The 18505-nt window shown below is 39.5% G+C and carries 16 protein-coding genes; all 16 read left to right on the top strand.

What is annotated here, in order from left to right; all coding sequences use genetic code 11:
- Positions 1-49: 49 nt before the first annotated feature.
- The gene (tsf, locus tag GY23_RS02095) at positions 50-940 is read left to right on the top strand and encodes a translation elongation factor Ts (protein ID WP_075617549.1); all 891 of its coding nucleotides are present in this window, start codon (positions 50-52) and stop codon (positions 938-940) included.
- Positions 941-1070: 130 nt separating this feature from the next.
- Positions 1071-1796: a UMP kinase gene (pyrH, locus tag GY23_RS02100; RefSeq protein WP_075617550.1), complete on the top strand. Its 726-nt coding sequence runs from the start codon at positions 1071-1073 to the stop codon at positions 1794-1796.
- Positions 1796-2353 (top strand): ribosome recycling factor, encoded by a 558-nt coding sequence (gene frr, locus GY23_RS02105; RefSeq protein ID WP_075617551.1) that lies wholly within the window; start codon positions 1796-1798, stop codon positions 2351-2353. Before pyrH ends, frr begins: the two co-directional genes overlap by 1 nt.
- A 139-nt stretch (positions 2354-2492) precedes the next feature.
- Positions 2493-3287, top strand: coding sequence for an undecaprenyl pyrophosphate synthase (locus GY23_RS02110; RefSeq protein WP_075617552.1), 795 nt, complete (start codon positions 2493-2495; stop codon positions 3285-3287).
- Positions 3284-4078: a phosphatidate cytidylyltransferase gene (locus tag GY23_RS02115; protein ID WP_075617553.1), complete on the top strand. Its 795-nt coding sequence runs from the start codon at positions 3284-3286 to the stop codon at positions 4076-4078. Before GY23_RS02110 ends, GY23_RS02115 begins: the two co-directional genes overlap by 4 nt.
- A gap of 16 nt (positions 4079-4094) precedes the next feature.
- Positions 4095-5243, top strand: a complete 1149-nt coding sequence (dxr, locus tag GY23_RS02120) for a 1-deoxy-D-xylulose-5-phosphate reductoisomerase (RefSeq protein WP_075617554.1) — start codon at positions 4095-4097, stop codon at positions 5241-5243.
- A 47-nt stretch (positions 5244-5290) separates the two neighbouring features.
- Positions 5291-6547, top strand: a complete 1257-nt coding sequence (rseP, locus tag GY23_RS02125) for an RIP metalloprotease RseP (protein ID WP_075617555.1) — start codon at positions 5291-5293, stop codon at positions 6545-6547.
- A 165-nt stretch (positions 6548-6712) separates the two neighbouring features.
- The gene (locus GY23_RS02130) at positions 6713-8425 is read left to right on the top strand and encodes a proline--tRNA ligase (protein ID WP_075617556.1); all 1713 of its coding nucleotides are present in this window, start codon (positions 6713-6715) and stop codon (positions 8423-8425) included.
- Positions 8426-8492: 67 nt separating this feature from the next.
- The gene (locus GY23_RS02135; protein WP_075617557.1) at positions 8493-12824 is read left to right on the top strand and encodes a PolC-type DNA polymerase III; all 4332 of its coding nucleotides are present in this window, start codon (positions 8493-8495) and stop codon (positions 12822-12824) included.
- 134 nt (positions 12825-12958) lie between these two features.
- Positions 12959-13435 (top strand): ribosome maturation factor RimP, encoded by a 477-nt coding sequence (rimP, locus tag GY23_RS02140; protein WP_075617558.1) that lies wholly within the window; start codon positions 12959-12961, stop codon positions 13433-13435.
- Between the two features lie 24 nt (positions 13436-13459).
- Complete coding sequence (gene nusA, locus GY23_RS02145; protein WP_075617559.1) at positions 13460-14596, top strand: transcription termination factor NusA; 1137 nt, start codon at positions 13460-13462, stop codon at positions 14594-14596.
- Positions 14597-14615: 19 nt separating this feature from the next.
- Positions 14616-14894, top strand: coding sequence for an RNase P modulator RnpM (gene rnpM / locus GY23_RS02150; RefSeq protein WP_075617560.1), 279 nt, complete (start codon positions 14616-14618; stop codon positions 14892-14894).
- Positions 14891-15208 (top strand): YlxQ family RNA-binding protein, encoded by a 318-nt coding sequence (locus GY23_RS02155; protein ID WP_075617561.1) that lies wholly within the window; start codon positions 14891-14893, stop codon positions 15206-15208. The genes rnpM and GY23_RS02155 overlap by 4 nt, the downstream gene beginning before the upstream one ends.
- Before the next feature lie 4 nt (positions 15209-15212).
- Complete coding sequence (gene infB, locus GY23_RS02160) at positions 15213-17813, top strand: translation initiation factor IF-2 (RefSeq protein ID WP_075617562.1); 2601 nt, start codon at positions 15213-15215, stop codon at positions 17811-17813.
- Entirely contained in the window at positions 17810-18088 is a 279-nt protein-coding gene (locus GY23_RS02165) for a DUF503 domain-containing protein (RefSeq protein WP_075617563.1), read from the top strand. Before infB ends, GY23_RS02165 begins: the two co-directional genes overlap by 4 nt.
- A 22-nt stretch (positions 18089-18110) precedes the next feature.
- Positions 18111-18464 carry a 30S ribosome-binding factor RbfA gene (gene rbfA / locus GY23_RS02170; RefSeq protein ID WP_075617564.1) on the top strand — a complete coding sequence of 118 codons (354 nt, stop codon included), beginning with the start codon at positions 18111-18113 and terminating at the stop codon, positions 18462-18464.
- The last annotated feature ends 41 nt before the right edge of the window (positions 18465-18505 follow it).

Consider the following 18505-nt stretch of genomic DNA (forward strand, 5'->3'; position numbering starts at 1 on the left):
TTTTTTGAGAAATCAGGCAGAGTTGATACTTGAATAGGAGGAAACAACAATGACAGTAGCAGTTACAGCACAAATGGTAAAAGAACTACGTGAAAAAACAGGCGCAGGTATGATGGATTGTAAAAAAGCCCTAGTTGAAGTAAACGGAGACATGGAAGCAGCGTTAGACTTTTTACGTGAAAAAGGCCTTTCAAGTGCAGCTAAGAAAGCAGACCGTATTGCAGCGGAAGGCACAACTTCAATCTTGGTCCAAGGCAATGAAGCGATTCTACTTGAAGTGAATGCTGAAACAGATTTCGTTGCTAAAAACGAAGGATTCCAAACGTTGGTTAAAGAATTAGCTGAGCACTTATTAGCTACAAAACCAGCAACTGTTGAAGAAGCTACAGCTTCTACAATGCCTAATGGTCTAAATGTTGCAGACCATATTTCAAATGCGATTGCAAAAATTGGTGAAAAACTTTCATTACGCCGTTTTGTAATTCGTACAAAAACGGATAGCGATGCTTTCGGTCCTTACCTACACATGGGTGGACGTATTGGGGTTCTTGTAACACTTGAAGGTTCTTCTGATGCGCAAGCTGCTAAAGATATTGCGATGCACGTTGCTGCTTTGAACCCTACTTATATTTCCCGCGACGAAGTTTCTGAAGAAGAAGTAGACCGCGAACGTAAAATCTTAACAGAGCAAGCATTAAACGAAGGCAAACCAGAAAACATTGTTGCTAAAATGGTAGAAGGCCGCCTTGGGAAATTTTTCGAAGACGTTTGTTTACTTGATCAAACATTCGTTAAAAATTCAGATCAAAAAGTTCGTGATTTCGTGAAATCAACGGGCGGTACTGTAACTGAATTCGTACGTTACAGTGTTGGTGAAGGAATTGAAAAACGCGAAGACAACTTCGCTGAAGAAGTAATGAGCCAAGTTAACAAGGGGTAAATAATAGCAGAAGGAAAGTTTATTTTTCTGCCATTTACTTGAATTCCAACAAATAAATAAGTGATTTACAATGGGGAGCACGATTTTGTGTTCCCTATTTTTAAAGAAAAATCTGTGATGGAGGCTACCCATGAGCGAACCTAAATACAAACGAGTCGTGTTAAAATTAAGCGGAGAAGCTTTAGCTGGAGAACAAGGCTTTGGTTTATCCCCGGAAATTATAATGTCTGTTGCAGAGCAAGTGAAAGAAGTAGTTGATTTAGGTGTCGAGGTTGCCGTTGTAGTTGGTGGTGGAAATATCTGGCGCGGAAAAATAGGTAGTGAAATGGGTATGGACCGTGCAACTGCGGACTATATGGGCATGTTAGCTACTGTAATGAACTCTTTGGCACTACAAGATTCGCTTGAAAAGTCTGGCATTCAAACACGCGTACAATCTTCTATCGAAATGCGACAAGTAGCTGAGCCATACATTCGTAGAAAAGCGATACGTCATTTAGAGAAGAAACGTGTTGTTATTTTTGCGGCAGGAACAGGTAATCCTTATTTTTCTACAGATACAACTGCGGCTTTACGTGCTGCAGAAATTGAAGCAGATGTCATTTTAATGGGCAAAAATAATGTTGATGGTGTTTATTCGGATGATCCAAAAACAAATAAAGATGCAGTTAAGTATGACACGTTATCTTTCCTGGAAGTAATTCAGCAAGGGTTACAAGTAATGGATTCAACGGCTTCAACTCTATGTATGGACAATGATATCCCGCTCATAGTATTCTCGATTATGGAGAATGGTAATATAAAACGTGCTGTTTTAGGTGAAACTATCGGTACAATTGTTAGGAGGAATACGTAATGTCGAAACAAGTGATTGATCAGACAAAAGAAAGAATGACTAAAGCGATCCAAGCTTTAAGCCGAGAGTTATCAACAATTCGAGCAGGTCGTGCAAGTTCTTCATTGTTAGACAAAATTACAGTTGATTATTATGGCTCACCAACGCCAATCAATCAAATTGCAGGAATTGCTACACCTGAAGCTAGACTGTTGACGATTCAACCTTATGATAAGACAGCTTTAGGTGATATTGAAAAAGCGATTCAAAAATCTGATCTTGGCATAACGCCAACGAATGATGGATCAATTATTCGAATTGCAATCCCTGCATTGACGGAAGAGCGTCGTAAAGATTTAGTGAAACTTGTTAAAAAAGAAGCAGAAGAAGCTAAAGTAGGGATACGTAACATTCGTCGTGATTCAAATGAAGAATTAAAAAAATTAGAGAAGAAAAATGAAATCACTGAAGATGATTTACGTGGATTCTCTGAAGACGTTCAAAAATTAACAGATGATCATATCATTCAAATTGATCAAGTAGCGAAAGACAAAGAAAAAGAAATCTTATCAGTTTAAGATTTCGAACTTTTCCTCTTACCAGACGTCCCTATTTATTAGGACGTCTTTTTTTTGCTTGAAAGCAGAAAATCCCATCGAATTTTGATATGATAAGAAAGACAACATTCCGATAAGCACGTAAAGTGGAGGACGAAAGATGTTACATAAACTCATTCGGAGAAAATCCGAACGACAAAATCAATCGCTTGCTGAGCGAATTTCACTATCTAAAAAAGAGCAGATTCCTGGTCATATTGCAATTATCATGGACGGCAATGGGAGATGGGCTAAAAAACGAGCACTCCCTCGTATAGCTGGTCATCATGAAGGAATGAAGACGGTCCGGAAAGTTACGTTGCTAGCAAATGAATTAGGAGTAAAAGTCTTAACAGTTTACGCGTTTTCTACAGAAAATTGGAAACGTCCCAAACTTGAAGTCGATTTTCTAATGCGTTTACCGGAAGAGTTCTTGGGGACCTACCTTCCAGAACTTATTGAAAAAAATGTGCGAGTCGTTATGATGGGTGAAAATGATACTTTGCCGCGCCATACGCAAGAAGCTGTTCGAAAAGCTATGATCGCCACAAAAGATAACACAGGTTTAGTGCTTAATTTTGCTTTGAACTATGGAAGCCGTGCTGAAATTGCACATGCGATGCAAACTATTGCACTTCAAGTAAAAGAAGGAAAACTTGATCCTAGTGACATTAATGAGAACCTAATCTCTGAGCATTTAATGACTTGTGATCTACCAGAACCTGATTTACTCATTCGAACGAGTGGAGAGGTGCGTTTGAGTAACTTTATGTTATGGCAACTTGCCTATACTGAGTTTTGGTTTACGGATACTCTATGGCCAGATTTTGATGATCACTGCTTACTTGATGCAGTAGAGAGTTATCAAAGTCGGAATCGTCGCTATGGAGGTTTGAAGGGAGAAGAAAAAAATTGAAACAACGCATTATTACAGCTGTAATCGCAGCCGCCTTATTTATTCCAATCGTTATTTGGGGTGGACTTCCGTTTACACTGCTCGTTTATGCACTGGCAGCTGTTGGGCTGTTCGAAATTCTTCGAATGAAAGGTCATTCGATTTATTCTGTTCATGGTTTTATTACGTTAATTGCGCTGTTTATAATAGTAACGCCGAACAAGTGGGCAGCATTATTACTAGAAACAACTGGGTATACCAAAATAGAATTAGCACTAATTGCAGTACTTTTATTATTATCTTATACTGTCTTAGTTAAAAATCGCTTCACTTTTGAAGACGCCGCATTTTCCATATTAGGCGCACTTTACGTAGGGATTGGATTCTTCTACTTCATTGAAACTCGTGTAGCGGGTATTGACTATGTGATTTTTGCGTTGGTAATCGTTTGGACAACTGATTCAGGTGCATACTTCACAGGAAAGAAATTCGGGAAAAAGAAATTGTGGCCAGATATTTCTCCAAATAAAACCGTTGAAGGATTTGTCGGGGGGATTGCATATGCAATAATTGCCGCATTAATTTTCCAATGGATTTCTCCAATAAGTTCTTCATATTTCCTATTGGTCGTGGTAACGATCGTAGTGTCCGTCTTTGGACAAATCGGAGATTTAGTTCAATCTGCACTTAAGCGACATTACAACGTAAAAGATTCAGGAAACATATTGCCTGGTCATGGTGGGATACTAGATCGTTTCGATAGCCTATTATTTGTGTTACCACTTTTACATTTCTTGCATTTTATTGGTTAAGGAGATATAAGCGTTCATGACAAAACATATTAGTTTATTAGGGGCAACAGGTTCAATCGGAATTCAAACATTAGATATCTTAAGAGAACACCCTCAAGAATTTGAACTTGTAGCATTTTCTGCAGGACGAAACATAGAAAAAACGAGTGAAATTATCCGCGAATTTATGCCTTCACTAGTCTCGGTACAAGATGAAAAAGATGCAATTCTATTAAAAAAGGAATTTCCAAGCATTGAACTTGCATATGGTAGCAAGGGATTAGTAGATGTAGCGACACATCCAGGATCATCTGTCCTAGTGAATGCTGTACTAGGGAGTGTTGGATTAGAATCAACTTTAGCTGCTATCAAACAGCAAAAAACCATTGCGTTAGCGAATAAAGAAACCCTTGTGACAGCTGGTCATCTTGTAATGGCGGCTGCAGCAAAATACAAGGCTCCTATTCTGCCAGTGGATAGTGAGCATTCTGCACTTTTCCAATCGATGAATGGAGAGAAACGAAACCAAATCAGCCGCTTAATATTAACGGCTTCTGGAGGAAGTTTCCGAGATCGCTCTCGTAAAGATTTAGAACAAGTGACCATACAAGATGCATTAAACCATCCCAATTGGTCCATGGGTGCCAAAATTACAATCGACTCTGCTACAATGATGAACAAAGGGTTAGAAGTGATTGAAGCACAGGTATTATTTGATATGGCGTACGACGACATAGAAGTCGTTTTACATCGCGAAAGTATCATACACTCGATGGTTGAGTTCCATGACACGAGCGTCATGGCACAACTTGGTACGCCTGATATGCGAGTGCCGATTCAATACGCACTATCTTATCCCGATCGATTGCCAAGGAGTCATGCAAAACGATTAAATCTTGTAGAAATTGGGAAGCTTCATTTTGAAGAAATGAATTTTGAGCGTTTCCACGCATTACAACTTGCATATGATGCTGGACGAGCAGGCGGGTCAATGACAACCGTATTAAATGCTGCGAATGAAGCAGCTGTTGCTTTATTCTTACAAGAAAAAATACGTTTCTTGAAAATCGAAGAAATCATTGAACGGGCGATGGATAAACATGTGGTGATTAACAACCCTGATTTGGAAACAATTCTCCACATAGACATGGAAACGAGAAAAGCTGTTCAAAACATGATAAAATGATGACAGATTTAAGCTAACGATAATGCTGTTAAAAAAGGTGGGACTATATGGAGACAACCATTGCGTTTATCATAATATTTGGTTCAATTGTGTTTTTTCATGAACTTGGACATTTCATATTTGCAAAACGTGCAGGGATTATGGTGCGCGAATTTGCAATAGGCATGGGCCCAAAAATAATTGGAATTACAAAAAATGAAACTCTCTACACGATTCGCTTATTGCCTATTGGCGGCTATGTTAGAATGGCAGGAGATGATATGGATTCAGTAGAGTTACAACCTGGATTCCGTGTAGGTCTGATCTTAAATAAAAATGAAGAAATCATCAAAATCTTCTTGAATCAAAATAACCAGCAACCAGATATGCTATTTTTAGAAACCGAACGTGCTGATTTAGAAAAGGGTTTATGGATTGAAGGATATGATGAAGAAGAGCGACTTGTTCGTTATTCGGTTTCTCGAGATGCTATGATCGTTGAAAATGGCAAAGAAACATTAATCGCCCCTTATGATCGTACATTTAATTCAAAAGCACTTGGAAAACGATCAATGACCATTTTTGCTGGTCCATTGTTTAATTTCATATTAGCTTTCTTTATCTTTTTGATGCTAGGATTAATCCAGGGTGTCCCAACATATGAACCAATCATCACGGATGTAAATAAGGGTCCAGCAATTGATGCAGGGATGCAATCTGGCGACTTAGTAACGAAAATTGACGGTAAACCAATTGACACTTGGCAAGAACTCGCAACGACCATTCAAGAAAGTGCGGGTGAACGTTTGTCCTTTGAATTAGTCCGAGACGGTGAAGTAATCAATTCAACGATTACACCGGAGCAGGTTGAACGGGACGGTCATACAATGTGGCAAATCGGTGTGTCATACGAAAGTCCAAGGGAAAACAATCCACTCAAAGCAATCGTATTCGGAGCCGATCAAACGATTTCATGGATTGGGAAAATCTTTGAACTGTTAGGAATGTTAGTTACGGGTCAATTTACAATTGATGCGTTATCTGGACCAGTCGGTATTTATAAGGCGACCGAAGAAGTTGCACAATATGGCGTCTTTAACTTGATGAATTGGGCTGCAGTGTTGAGCATTAACTTAGGGATCATGAATTTATTGCCTTTACCAGCCCTTGATGGCGGCAGACTGTTGTTCTTCTTATTTGAAGCAATACGAGGTAAACCGATTGATCGCCAAAAAGAGGGAATGGTCCATTTTGTTGGAATCATGTTATTGATGGTACTCATGGTCGTTGTCACATGGAATGACATACAACGATTTTTCTTTTAAATAACTGCTATGTTATATTTCATTGTTGATTTTTCTTATTTAAAGATATCAAGCAAAAATACGGGCATTCCCGCGGATAGCGGAGCAGTTTTGTGAAATATCAATAGTAGGATTAAACATAGCCTAAATAATAAATCTACGGATGATTTGAGGAGCTTTTAACTTATGAAACAAAGTCTTACATTTATCCCTACACTTCGAGAAACTCCAGCTGATGCAGACGTTAAGTCGCATCAGTTATTGCTGCGTGCAGGGTTTATTCGTCAAAATACTAGTGGAATCTATTCGTTTTTACCTTTAGGAAAACGGGTTCTTCAAAAAGTGGAGAGCATCGTTCGGGAAGAAATGGATGCGATCAATGGTGTGGAAGTATTAATGCCGGCCATGCAACAAGCCGAGTTATGGCAAGAAACTGGTAGATGGTATTCTTATGGACCAGAATTAATGCGACTAAAAGATCGACATAATCGTGAATTTGCATTAGGTGCAACTCATGAAGAAGTGATTACATCTTTATTGCGCGATGAAATTAAATCGTATAAAAAATTACCACTTACGTTGTACCAAATTCAAACAAAATTCAGAGATGAAAAACGTCCTCGCTTCGGCTTGCTACGTGGTCGTGAATTTTTAATGAAAGATGCATATTCTTTCCATGCAACTCGTGAAAGTTTAGATCAAACATATGAAGATATGGTACAAGCGTACACAAATATTTTCACACGTCTCGGTTTGAACTTCCGTGCGGTCATTGCTGATTCAGGTGCAATCGGTGGGAAAGATACGCATGAATTCATGGTGCTTTCTGAAATTGGCGAAGATACAATTGCCTATTCTGATGCATCCGACTTTGCAGCAAATATTGAAATGGCTGAAGTGAATGTGGCTTATGAAACCTCAACAGAAGAATTAAAAGAAGTTGAAAAAATTGCAACACCGGATCAAAAAACAATTAACCAAATTGCATCGTTCTTGAATGTCCAAGCTGATCGATGCATTAAGACACTTGTTTTCAATGTGGACGGGGAATTAGTTTTAGTCCTAGCTCGCGGTGATCACGAAATTAATGACATTAAAGTGAAAAATGCATTAAAAGCGAAAGTGGTTGAGTTAGCAACTGATGAAGAAATTAGAAACTTAATGCAATGCGAAGTAGGTTCATTAGGTCCTGTGAAGATACCTGTCGGGGTTAAAATCATTGCAGATCGCGCAGTAGCGGCGATACGTAACGGTGTAGCAGGTGCAAATGAAACTGGATTCCATTTACTAAATGTCAATCCGGACCGTGACTTTGGAGTAAATCAATACGAAGATTTACGTTTCATTATGGAAGGTGATCCTTCGCCAGACGGTAACGGCACGATTGTTTTTGCTAAAGGAATTGAAGTTGGTCATGTATTTAAATTAGGCACGACCTATTCAGAGCCTATGAACGGTACTTTCTTAGATGACAATGGTCGCTCACAACCATTTATTATGGGATGTTATGGCATTGGTGTATCACGTGTAATGGCCGCAGTAGCGGAACAGTTCCAAGATGAAAAAGGGTTTGTTTGGCCAAAGGCTGTTGCACCATACGATGTTCATTTAGTACCTGTGAATACAAAAGATGATGCACAAGTTGCTCTTGCTGATGATTTATATAAACTGATGAAATCATATCGATACGATGTCCTATTTGATGATCGTGCAGAGCGAGCAGGCGTGAAATTTGCAGACTCTGATTTAATTGGACTACCAATTCGAATTACAGTCGGTAAAAAAGCAGTTGAAGGATTAGTTGAAGTTAAAATTCGTAAAACTGGCGAAACCTTTGAATGGAAAAAAGAAGAGATCCTTAATCATCTTCAAACGTTCTTTTCGTCTTTAGACAATTAATCAAAAGGAAGACCTTGAAATCGGGTCTTCCTTTCTTAATTCTACTTTGTGAAAGGGGGCAACATGAGTGAGTAATGAACAAGATGCCAAAAGACGATTACAACATTTACTACAGCAACTAGAACTTACAGCTGATGAATATATGATTCATTTTGAAAAAGCTTCCTTAAGTCGCATGACTGTACATAAAAAAGAACGTGTATGGCGATTCACCATCATATTGGAACAATTATTACCTTTTAATATGTTTCAGTTATTAACAATGCGATTGCGTGAAAAATTTGCTGGTATTGCGGATGTGAAATTGACACTTCAATGTGAACAGCCTCTAGTGCAAGCTGAAACGCTTGCTTCGTATTGGCCATTTATTTTGCAGGAAATTGATGATATGTCTCCACCACTTCGAAATCGTTTGCACGCACAAGTCCCTTCATTTAATGGGCAAACGGTGTTCTTTACCTGTGCCCATGAAATTGAATTTCGTACGTTGAAAAATAAATACGCCTCGAAAATTTCAGAAGTCTACGCCTCGTATGGATTCCCGGTATACCCAATCGATTTTAAGTTAATCGAGGATCAACAAGCTGAACTTGCAGAAGAACAGAAAGCTTTTATGGATCAACGAAAAAGAGAAGAAGAAGAACTAGGCAAAAAAGCGTTGGAAGATATGCAAAAACGTGATAAAGATCGTCAATCTTCTACTGGAGCCACTTTAAATGGGCCGTTCCAACTTGGGACCCCAATTAAATCAACTGAACCGATTCTTGAAATTAAGCTAATACAAGAGGAAGAAAGACGAATCACCATCGAGGGCTTTGTTTTTGATGTTGAAGTCAAAGAATTACGAAGTGGACGCTCACTACTTACTGTTAAAATTACGGATTACACAGATTCCATATTGGTCAAAATGTTTTCGCGTGATAAAGAAGATGCGGAACTTATGGGCTTACTCAAAAAAGGGACATGGTTGAAAGTTCGGGGTTCTGTACAAAACGACACGTTTGTTCGTGATTTAATTGTAATGGCACAAGATATCATGGAAATCAAAGTGGACTCACGGAAAGATACGTCACCGGAAGATGAAAAAAGAATCGAACTTCATTTACACACACCAATGAGTCAAATGGATGCTGTATCTTCCGTAGACGCTTTGGTTAGTCAAGCTGCTAAATGGGGGCATCCTGCTGTAGCTATTACAGATCATGCTGTCGTCCAATCCTTTCCAGATGCGTATGCTGCTGGGAAAAAACATGGCATTAAAATCATTTATGGACTAGAAGCATACATGGTTAATGACGGTGTGGAAATAGCTTATGAAGAAGAACATCGTGCACTTGCCGACGCCACTTATGTGGTGTTTGACGTTGAAACAACTGGACTTTCTGCAGTATATGACACGATTATAGAGTTAGCAGCTGTCAAAATTAAAGATGGAAATGTCATTGATAAATTTGAAAGCTTTGCCAATCCGCATCACGCGTTATCTGCCACTACCATAAATTTAACAGGCATTACAGATGATATGGTGCGAGATGCACCAGAAATTGAAGATGTCATTAAGCGATTCCATGATTGGATTGGTGACAGCATATTGGTTGCACATAATGCGAAATTCGATATGGGCTTTTTATATGTCGGGTATAAAAAATGTGGACTTGAAAACACCATTCATCCTGTTATCGACACATTAGAGTTATCACGTTTCTTACATCCGGAAATGAAAAACCACCGCTTGAACACGATGGCAAAGAAATTTAACATCGAACTTACTCAGCATCATCGTGCTATTTATGACACCGAAGCAACTGGGTTTTTACTACTGAATTTATTGAAAGAAGCCGAACAAAAAGGGATTCATTACCACGATGAGTTTAATCATCAAACAGGGAATGGAGATGCGTATAAACGGGCACGACCTTCCCATTGTACGTTGCTCGCTACAAACGAAACAGGATTAAAAAACTTGTTTAAGTTGGTTTCTTATTCTCATATGAACACGTTCTACCGGGTTCCCCGTATCCCGCGATCCATATTATCAAAACATAGAAATGGGTTATTGATTGGTTCGGGATGTGATAAAGGGGAAGTGTTTGAAGGGCTAATGCAGAAATCACCTGAAGAGGTTGAAGAAATTGCTAAGTTCTACGATTATCTTGAAATACACCCGAAGGAAGTATATTCACATTTGATTGAGCTTGAACTCGTAAGAGATGAATGGAATCTGGAAGACATCATTAGAAAAATGATTAAACTCGGTAAAAAACTGGCACTTCCTGTTGTGGCCACGGGTAATGTTCATTATGTACATGAAAATGATGCGATCTTCAGACAAATTCTTGTTGGGGGACAAGGTGGGGCCAATCCACTGAACCGTCATAAATTGCCGAAAGTTCATTTTCGTACAACGAATGAAATGTTGGATGCCTTTGCATTTTTAGGTGAAGAAACAGCGAAACAAATTGTCGTAGAGAACACGCATAAAATTTCGGAGAGAATTGAAGACATTAAACCAATAAAAGATGACCTATATACACCTAAAATTGAAGGGTCAGATGAAGAAGTCCGCATATTGAGCTATGATATGGCCAAAAAGATTTATGGGGAAACGCTTCCTGAAATTGTGGAGGCTCGAATAGAAAAAGAGTTAACATCGATTATTGGTCACGGATTTGCGGTCATTTATTTAATCTCTCATAAGTTGGTAAAGAAATCTTTGGATGATGGATATTTAGTGGGGTCACGTGGATCTGTTGGTTCTTCACTAGTAGCAACGCTTATGGAAATAACGGAAGTAAATCCATTAGCACCACATTATATTTGTCCGACTTGTCAGCTTGCCGAATTCTTTGACGATGGCTCTGTAAGTTCTGGTTTTGACTTACCAAACAAGAACTGTCCGAACTGTGATACTCCTTTCAAAAAGGATGGTCAGGATATTCCATTCGAAACTTTCCTTGGTTTTAAAGGAGATAAAGTACCTGATATTGATTTGAACTTTAGTGGTGAGTATCAATCGAAAGCGCATAATTATACGAAAGTCTTATTTGGGGAAGATAATGTTTATCGGGCCGGTACAATTGGAACGGTCGCTGAGAAAACAGCATATGGATATGTCAGAGGCTACGCGAATGACCACAATCTAACTATGCGCGGTGCAGAAATTGATCGACTTGTTCAAGGGTGTACCGGAGTTAAGCGTTCGACTGGGCAACATCCAGGTGGGATTATCGTAGTTCCTGATTATATGGACATATTTGATTTTTCACCTATTCAATTTCCAGCCGACGCACAAGACTCTGAATGGAAAACGACACACTTTGACTTCCATTCTATACATGATAACTTGTTAAAACTGGATATACTCGGGCACGATGATCCGACAGTAATCCGGATGTTACAAGATTTATCAGGAATCGATCCTAAAACGATTCCGACGGATGATCCTGAAGTTATGAAGATTTTTAGTGGTACGGAGTCACTAGGAGTTACGCAAGAACAGATTGGCTGTAAAACTGGAACTTTAGGGATTCCTGAATTCGGTACTCGGTTCGTACGCCAAATGCTAGAAGAAACGAGACCTTCAACTTTCTCGGAGCTTGTCCAGATTTCTGGTCTTTCGCATGGAACGGATGTATGGCTAGGCAATGCTCAGGAACTGATTCAAAATGGTACATGTCAACTATCTGACGTGATTGGATGTCGAGATGATATCATGGTCTACTTGATCTACCAAGGTCTTGATCCATCTTTGGCCTTTAAAATCATGGAATCGGTACGTAAAGGAAAAGGGTTAACACCCGAGTTCGAAGACGATATGAAAAAAAATAATGTGCCTGCTTGGTATATCGATTCGTGTACAAAGATTAAGTATATGTTCCCGAAAGCCCATGCAGCAGCCTACGTGTTAATGGCTGTTCGTATTGCGTATTTTAAAGTACATTTCCCGATTCTTTATTACGCAGCATACTTTACCGTTCGTGCAGCTGATTTTGACTTACATGCTATGACAAAAGGGTCAGCATCGATTCGTGCAAAATTAGACGAAATCAATGCCAAAGGGCTGGATGCTGCACCTAAAGAAAAAAGTTTACTGACTGTACTGGAAATTGCACTCGAAATGTGTGAACGAGGGTATCATTTTAAGAAGGTGGATTTGTATGAATCCAAAGCAGCTGAATTTGTGATTGATGGAAAAGGTTTGATTCCCCCGTTCAATGCGATTCCTGGACTAGGGACTAACGTGGCAAAAACAATCGTTGAGTCTAGAAAGAATGGTGAGTTCTTATCTAAAGAAGATTTAGGTCAACGTGGTCGTGTTTCTAAAACATTGATTGAATACATGGATCAACTCGGTTGTTTAGATGGAATGCCAGATGCCAATCAATTGTCACTGTTCTAGGCTTTATTTGCACTGAACACTTTCGTATGGTATGATTTGTATAACAAGTTGTTGATAGATTTACGGCTAAAGAGTGGGATTTCCCGCTCTTTTCTGTTTGTTTTGTCGAAAATAAGTTGTGGCAGGAGGCAAATATGAGCAAAATTATTGAAGTTATAGAAGAGCTTGTGACGCCCATTGTTGAAGAATTAAATTTGGAACTCATCGATACAGAATTCGTAAAAGAAGGTCGTAATTGGTTTTTACGAATTTATGTTGACACACCTCAAGGTGGAATAGACATTGAACATTGCGCACTTGTAAGTGAGCGTATCAGTGAAGTGTTAGATGCAAAAGATCCTATTGAGCAAAACTACTTTTTAGAAGTTTCTTCTCCAGGTGCTGAACGCCCATTGAAAAAAGAGAGTGATTTTGAACGTGCTATTGGTAAATTCATTCATGTGAAAACATACGAGCCAGTTAATGGTTTGAAAGAGTTTGAAGGTACTTTAACTGCATATAGCGAACAAGGTCTTGAAATGGATGTACGTATTAAAACGAGAAAAATTAAAGTTCAACTTACAAAAGAGAAAGTTGCTTTCGCACGATTAGCAATTAATTTCTCTGCATAATGTGAATGTAGGAGTGAAGGGAAAATGGCTAATGAATTGCTAGATGCATTGACAGCTCTTGAAAAACAAAAAGGGATTTCACGAGAAGTGTTAATCGAAGCGATTGAAGCGGCGCTAGTTACAGCGTATAAACGAAATTTTAATCAAGCGCAAAATGTTCGAGTTGACTTAAACCTAGACAAAGGTTCAATGCGTGTATTCTCTCGTAAAGATGTTATGGAAGAAGTTCTCGACGAGCGATTACATATCTCATTAGCAGATGCAAAACAGGTAAATCCAGCGTTTGAACTTGGTGACATTGTGGAACAGGAAGTAACACCTAGAAACTTCGGTCGGATTGCAGCACAAACTGCTAAACAAGTAGTGACTCAGCGTGTTCGTGAAGCAGAACGCGGCTTGATTTATGAAGAATATGTTGACCGTGAAGAAGACATTGTGAATGGGATAGTTGAGCGTCTTGATGCGCGTAATATTTATGTAGGAATAGGTAAAGTGGAAGCGGTATTACCGGCGAATGAACAAATTCCAACGGAAACCTATCGTCCGCATGAGCGTATTAAAGTGTTTATTACGAAAGTTGAACGTACTACACGTGGACCACAAGTATTCGTATCACGCACACACCCTGGTTTACTTCGTCGCTTATTTGAGATGGAAGTTCCTGAAATATTCGATGGCATTGTTGAAATTAAATCGATTGCACGTGAAGCGGGCGATCGTTCTAAGATTTCAGTAGTAGCTCACAATCAAGATGTGGATCCAGTAGGTTCATGTGTAGGCGCAAAAGGATCGCGTGTGCAAACAATTGTAAATGAATTAAATGGTGAAAAAATAGATATCGTTGAATGGTCAGAAGACCCAATGATTTTTGTGGCAAATGCTCTTAGCCCTTCAAAAGTGCTAGATGTTCAAGTACATGAAGAAGATAAATCAACTACCGTTGTAGTTCCAGATTATCAATTATCACTAGCTATTGGTAAACGTGGACAAAATGCACGTTTAGCTGCCAAATTGACTGGGTGGAAAATTGATATTAAGAGTGAAACAGATGCTCGCGAATTGGGGATTTATCCATCTGCTCATGCAAATTATGTATTGGTAGAGGATGCGAACGAAGAAAATCACGAAGACGACTTTGATCTATATCAAGACGAAGAATAAACAAAGAGGGTGAATTTTGATGTCGAATCAAAAAAAAATACCTTTACGAAAATGCGTTGCAACAGGCGACATGTTACCCAAAAAAGACATGATTCGTATTGTTCGATCTAAAGAAGGCGAAGTTTCGGTAGACTTAACTGGCAAAAAGTCCGGTCGTGGAGCCTATGTATCAAAAACCAAACAAGCACTTGAAATCGCAAAAAAACGAAAAGTTTTAGATAATCAATTGGAAGCAAAAATACCGGAGAGCATTTTTGAAGAATTGTTATCTGTGATTGAAAGAGAGCAAATCACATGAAAGAACAGCAACAAGTTTTACAACTTCTTGGTCTAGCAGTCGGTGCAAGAAAGTTGATTACCGGAGAAGAACTAGTTGTGAAGGAAATTAGAAAGAATGCTAAACTAGTTATCATTTCTTCGGATGCATCAGAAAACACCATGAAAAAAATTCAAGATAAATGTAAGTTTTACAACGTTGAGTTACATGTCTTCGGGACTCGATACGATCTCGGACATGCTACAGGAAAAGAGACCCGTGTGGTTCTCGCAATTACTGATGACGGTTTCGCAAAGAAACTGTCCGGACTTCTCAACGAAATTAACCGGGGGTGACCAAATGACCAAATTACGGGTGCATGAATATGCGAAGCAAATTAATAAAACAAGTAAAGAAGTTATTGATCAATTAGGCAAGTTAAATGTGCAAGTGACAAATCATATGTCTACATTAGAAGGCGATGCAGTTTCAAAATTAGATTCTGTTTATAAAAAGCCAGCAGCTACAACGCAACAACAGCCAACACAAAGTAAGCCAACACAAAGTACTAACAGCTCACAAGGCGACCGTCCACAGAGTAACCGACCACAAGGAACTGGTTCTCAAGGTAACCGCCCACAAGGGTCAGGATACCAAGGTAATCGCTCACAAGGATCTAGTTCAAGCACACAAGGTAGCCGACCACAAGGAACAGGATACCAAGGCAACCGTCCACAAGGATCAAGTTCAAGCACACAAGGTAGCCGTCCACAAGGGACAGGATACCAAGGCAACCGCCCACAAGGGTCAGGTTCAAGCACACAGGGTAGCCGTCCACAAGGATCAGGATACCAAGGCAACCGTTCACAAGGATCTGCTTCACAAGGTAGTCGTCCACAAAACACTACACCAGCAAAACCTTCAAGCGGAGAAAGTCGCGGAATGTCAACTAGTACACCGTCACGTGATAAGCAAAAACCTGTGACAACGACACCTGGCGATGGACGTAAACAAGAGCAAGGTGCTCAAACGAAAGAAAAGAAAGTATTTGGACCGAATCGTCCTGCAGGATCAAGCTTCCAAGGCCGCGGTGGTGGTGGAAATCATCGTCCGGGAACTGGAAACCGTGCTGGTGGAAGAAACAAAGGGAAACAAAATCGTCAACCAGTAGCACCACCAGTACCGAAAAAAGAAAAAGAATTACCTGAAAAAATCACTTTCTATGAATCATTGTCAGTTGGTGAGCTAGGTAAAAAATTAGGTAGAGAGCCATCTGAAATCATCAAGAAATTATTCTTGCTTGGTGTAATGGCTACAATCAATCAAGAATTAGATAAAGATGCAATCGAATTGATTTGTGCTGAATACGGTGTTGAAGTGGAAGAAGAAATCCGTATTGATATTTCTGATTTAGAAGGATATTTCGAAGGCGAAAATGAAGAACCAGGTGTTCAGATGGAACGACCACCAGTTGTTACAATAATGGGGCACGTTGACCATGGTAAAACAACACTTCTAGATTCTATTCGTAAAACAAAAGTTACTGCTGGTGAAGCTGGTGGGATTACACAACATATTGGTGCTTATCAAGTCGTAGAAAACGGCAAGAAAATCACATTCCTTGATACACCTGGTCACGCAGCTTTCACAACAATGCGTGCACGTGGTGCACGTGTTACTGATATTACAATTTTAGTTGTTGCAGCGGACGACGGCGTTATGCCTCAAACGGTTGAAGCGATAAACCATGCAAAAGCTGCCGAGGTTCCAATAATTGTTGCCGTGAATAAAATGGATAAACCATCTGCTAATCCTGAACGTGTGATGCAAGAATTAACTGAACACGGTTTAGTATCTGAAGAATGGGGCGGAGAAACAATATTCGCACCAATTTCAGCACTAAAAGGTGACGGCATTGATAACTTGTTAGAAATGGTTCTACTTGTTTCTGAAGTAGCCGAGCTAAAAGCAGATGCAAACCGTCGTGCAATTGGTACAGTTATTGAAGCACAACGTGATAAAGGCCGCGGTTCTGTTGCTACACTTCTAGTTCAAGATGGAACACTTAAAATCGGGGACCCAATCGTTGTCGGTCATACATTTGGCCGTGTACGTGCAATGGTCAACGATTTAGGACGTCGTGTAAAAGAAGCAGGTCCAAGTACACCTGTTGAAATTACTGGATTAAATGATGTACCACAAGCCGGTGACCGTTTTGTTGTCTTTGAAGATGAGAAAACTGCTCGACAAGTAGGAGAATCACGTGCTTCAACTGCTTTACAAGCACAACGTTCTGAGAAAACACGTGTAACTCTAGATAACTTATTTGATCAAATGAAACAGGGCGAAATGAAAGAACTGAATATCATTGTAAAAGCAGACGTTCAAGGTTCTGTTGAAGCAATGGCAGCATCTCTCATGAAACTTGAAGTAGAAGGCGTTAATGTTCGAATCATCCATACAGGTGCTGGCGCAATTACGGAATCAGATATTTCACTTGCTGCTGCTTCAAATGCAATTGTTGTTGGTTTTAACGTACGTCCTGATACAAATGCAAAACGTGCTGCTGAAGCTGAAGGTGTAGATATTCGTTTACATCGTGTAATTTATAAAGTAATCGAAGAAATTGAAGCTGCAATGACTGGATTATTGGATCCTGAGTTCCAAGAAAAAATCATTGGTCAAGCGGAAGTTCGCGAAACGTTTAAAGTTACGAAGATTGGTACAATTGCCGGAAGTTATGTAACAGAAGGTAAAATCGCTCGTGATAGTGGAATTCGTGTCATTCGTGACAGCATTGTTATATTTGAAGGCGAATTAGATTCACTAAAACGATTTAAAGACGATGCAAAAGAAGTTGCAAAAGGGTATGAATGTGGGATAACAGTGAAAAACTATAATGATGTCCAAGAAGGCGACATTATCGAATCATTCGTAATGGAAGAGATTAAACGTAAATGATTGCCTACGCGGAATGCGAGTTCATCATTCCGACGTCGCACTCGTTAAAAGAGAAGCGCGCTGTTTTACAGCGCATGCTTACTCGAACGAAGCAAAAGTTTAATGTGTCGATTTCTGAAATTGATCACCAAGACCTTTGGCAAAGAACAAGGATTGCGATTGTGTGTGTTGCTTCATCAATCGATGCAAGTGATCGCGAACTAACTCATGCCATTAACTACTTGGAGTCATATCCAGAATGGGAAAGAGCGGAGACCATCCGTGAACATCTATAGATAGAACAGAGGTGAAGCCATCATGGCGAATCGCTCAAATCGAGTAGCAGAACAAATGAAAAAAGAATTAGGCGAAATCATCAGACGTAGACTTAAGGACCCGCGTATTGGGTTTGTAACGGTGACAGATGTTGAAGTTACTGGAGATCTGCAACAAGCAACTGTCTATATTACAGTGTTAGGCAACGATAAGAACCGTGTAGAAACATTAAAAGGTTTAGCAAAAGCAAAAGGATTTATTCGTACCGAAATTGGTCAACGTATTCGTTTACGCCGGACCCCAGAACTCAATTTTGAATTTGACGAGTCCTCAGTTTACGGGAATAAAATCGATAATTTGCTTAGACAAATCGAAAAAACTGAAGAATCCGAGTAACAAAAAGAAGTCTGCGAAACTAAGTTTTAGCAGACTTTTTT

Origin of the sequence: Paenisporosarcina indica, from assembly GCF_001939075.1 — a bacterium.
Taxonomy (GTDB): Bacteria; Bacillota; Bacilli; order Bacillales_A; family Planococcaceae; genus Paenisporosarcina; species Paenisporosarcina indica.

Bases quoted from the DNA above. Each gene is read 5' to 3' on its own strand.
- nusA (WP_075617559.1), top strand. From the start codon at position 13,460: ATGGCTAATGAATTGCTAGATGCATTGACAGCTCTTGAAAAACAAAAA.
- frr (WP_075617551.1), top strand. From the start codon at position 1,796: ATGTCGAAACAAGTGATTGATCAGACAAAAGAAAGAATGACTAAAGCG.
- GY23_RS02165 (WP_075617563.1), top strand. From the start codon at position 17,810: ATGATTGCCTACGCGGAATGCGAGTTCATCATTCCGACGTCGCACTCG.
- rimP (WP_075617558.1), top strand. From the start codon at position 12,959: ATGAGCAAAATTATTGAAGTTATAGAAGAGCTTGTGACGCCCATTGTT.
- GY23_RS02155 (WP_075617561.1), top strand. From the start codon at position 14,891: ATGAAAGAACAGCAACAAGTTTTACAACTTCTTGGTCTAGCAGTCGGT.
- rbfA (WP_075617564.1), top strand. From the start codon at position 18,111: ATGGCGAATCGCTCAAATCGAGTAGCAGAACAAATGAAAAAAGAATTA.
- rnpM (WP_075617560.1), top strand. From the start codon at position 14,616: ATGTCGAATCAAAAAAAAATACCTTTACGAAAATGCGTTGCAACAGGC.
- dxr (WP_075617554.1), top strand. From the start codon at position 4,095: ATGACAAAACATATTAGTTTATTAGGGGCAACAGGTTCAATCGGAATT.
- GY23_RS02110 (WP_075617552.1), top strand. From the start codon at position 2,493: ATGTTACATAAACTCATTCGGAGAAAATCCGAACGACAAAATCAATCG.
- infB (WP_075617562.1), top strand. From the start codon at position 15,213: ATGACCAAATTACGGGTGCATGAATATGCGAAGCAAATTAATAAAACA.
- rseP (WP_075617555.1), top strand. From the start codon at position 5,291: ATGGAGACAACCATTGCGTTTATCATAATATTTGGTTCAATTGTGTTT.
- tsf (WP_075617549.1), top strand. From the start codon at position 50: ATGACAGTAGCAGTTACAGCACAAATGGTAAAAGAACTACGTGAAAAA.
- pyrH (WP_075617550.1), top strand. From the start codon at position 1,071: ATGAGCGAACCTAAATACAAACGAGTCGTGTTAAAATTAAGCGGAGAA.
- GY23_RS02130 (WP_075617556.1), top strand. From the start codon at position 6,713: ATGAAACAAAGTCTTACATTTATCCCTACACTTCGAGAAACTCCAGCT.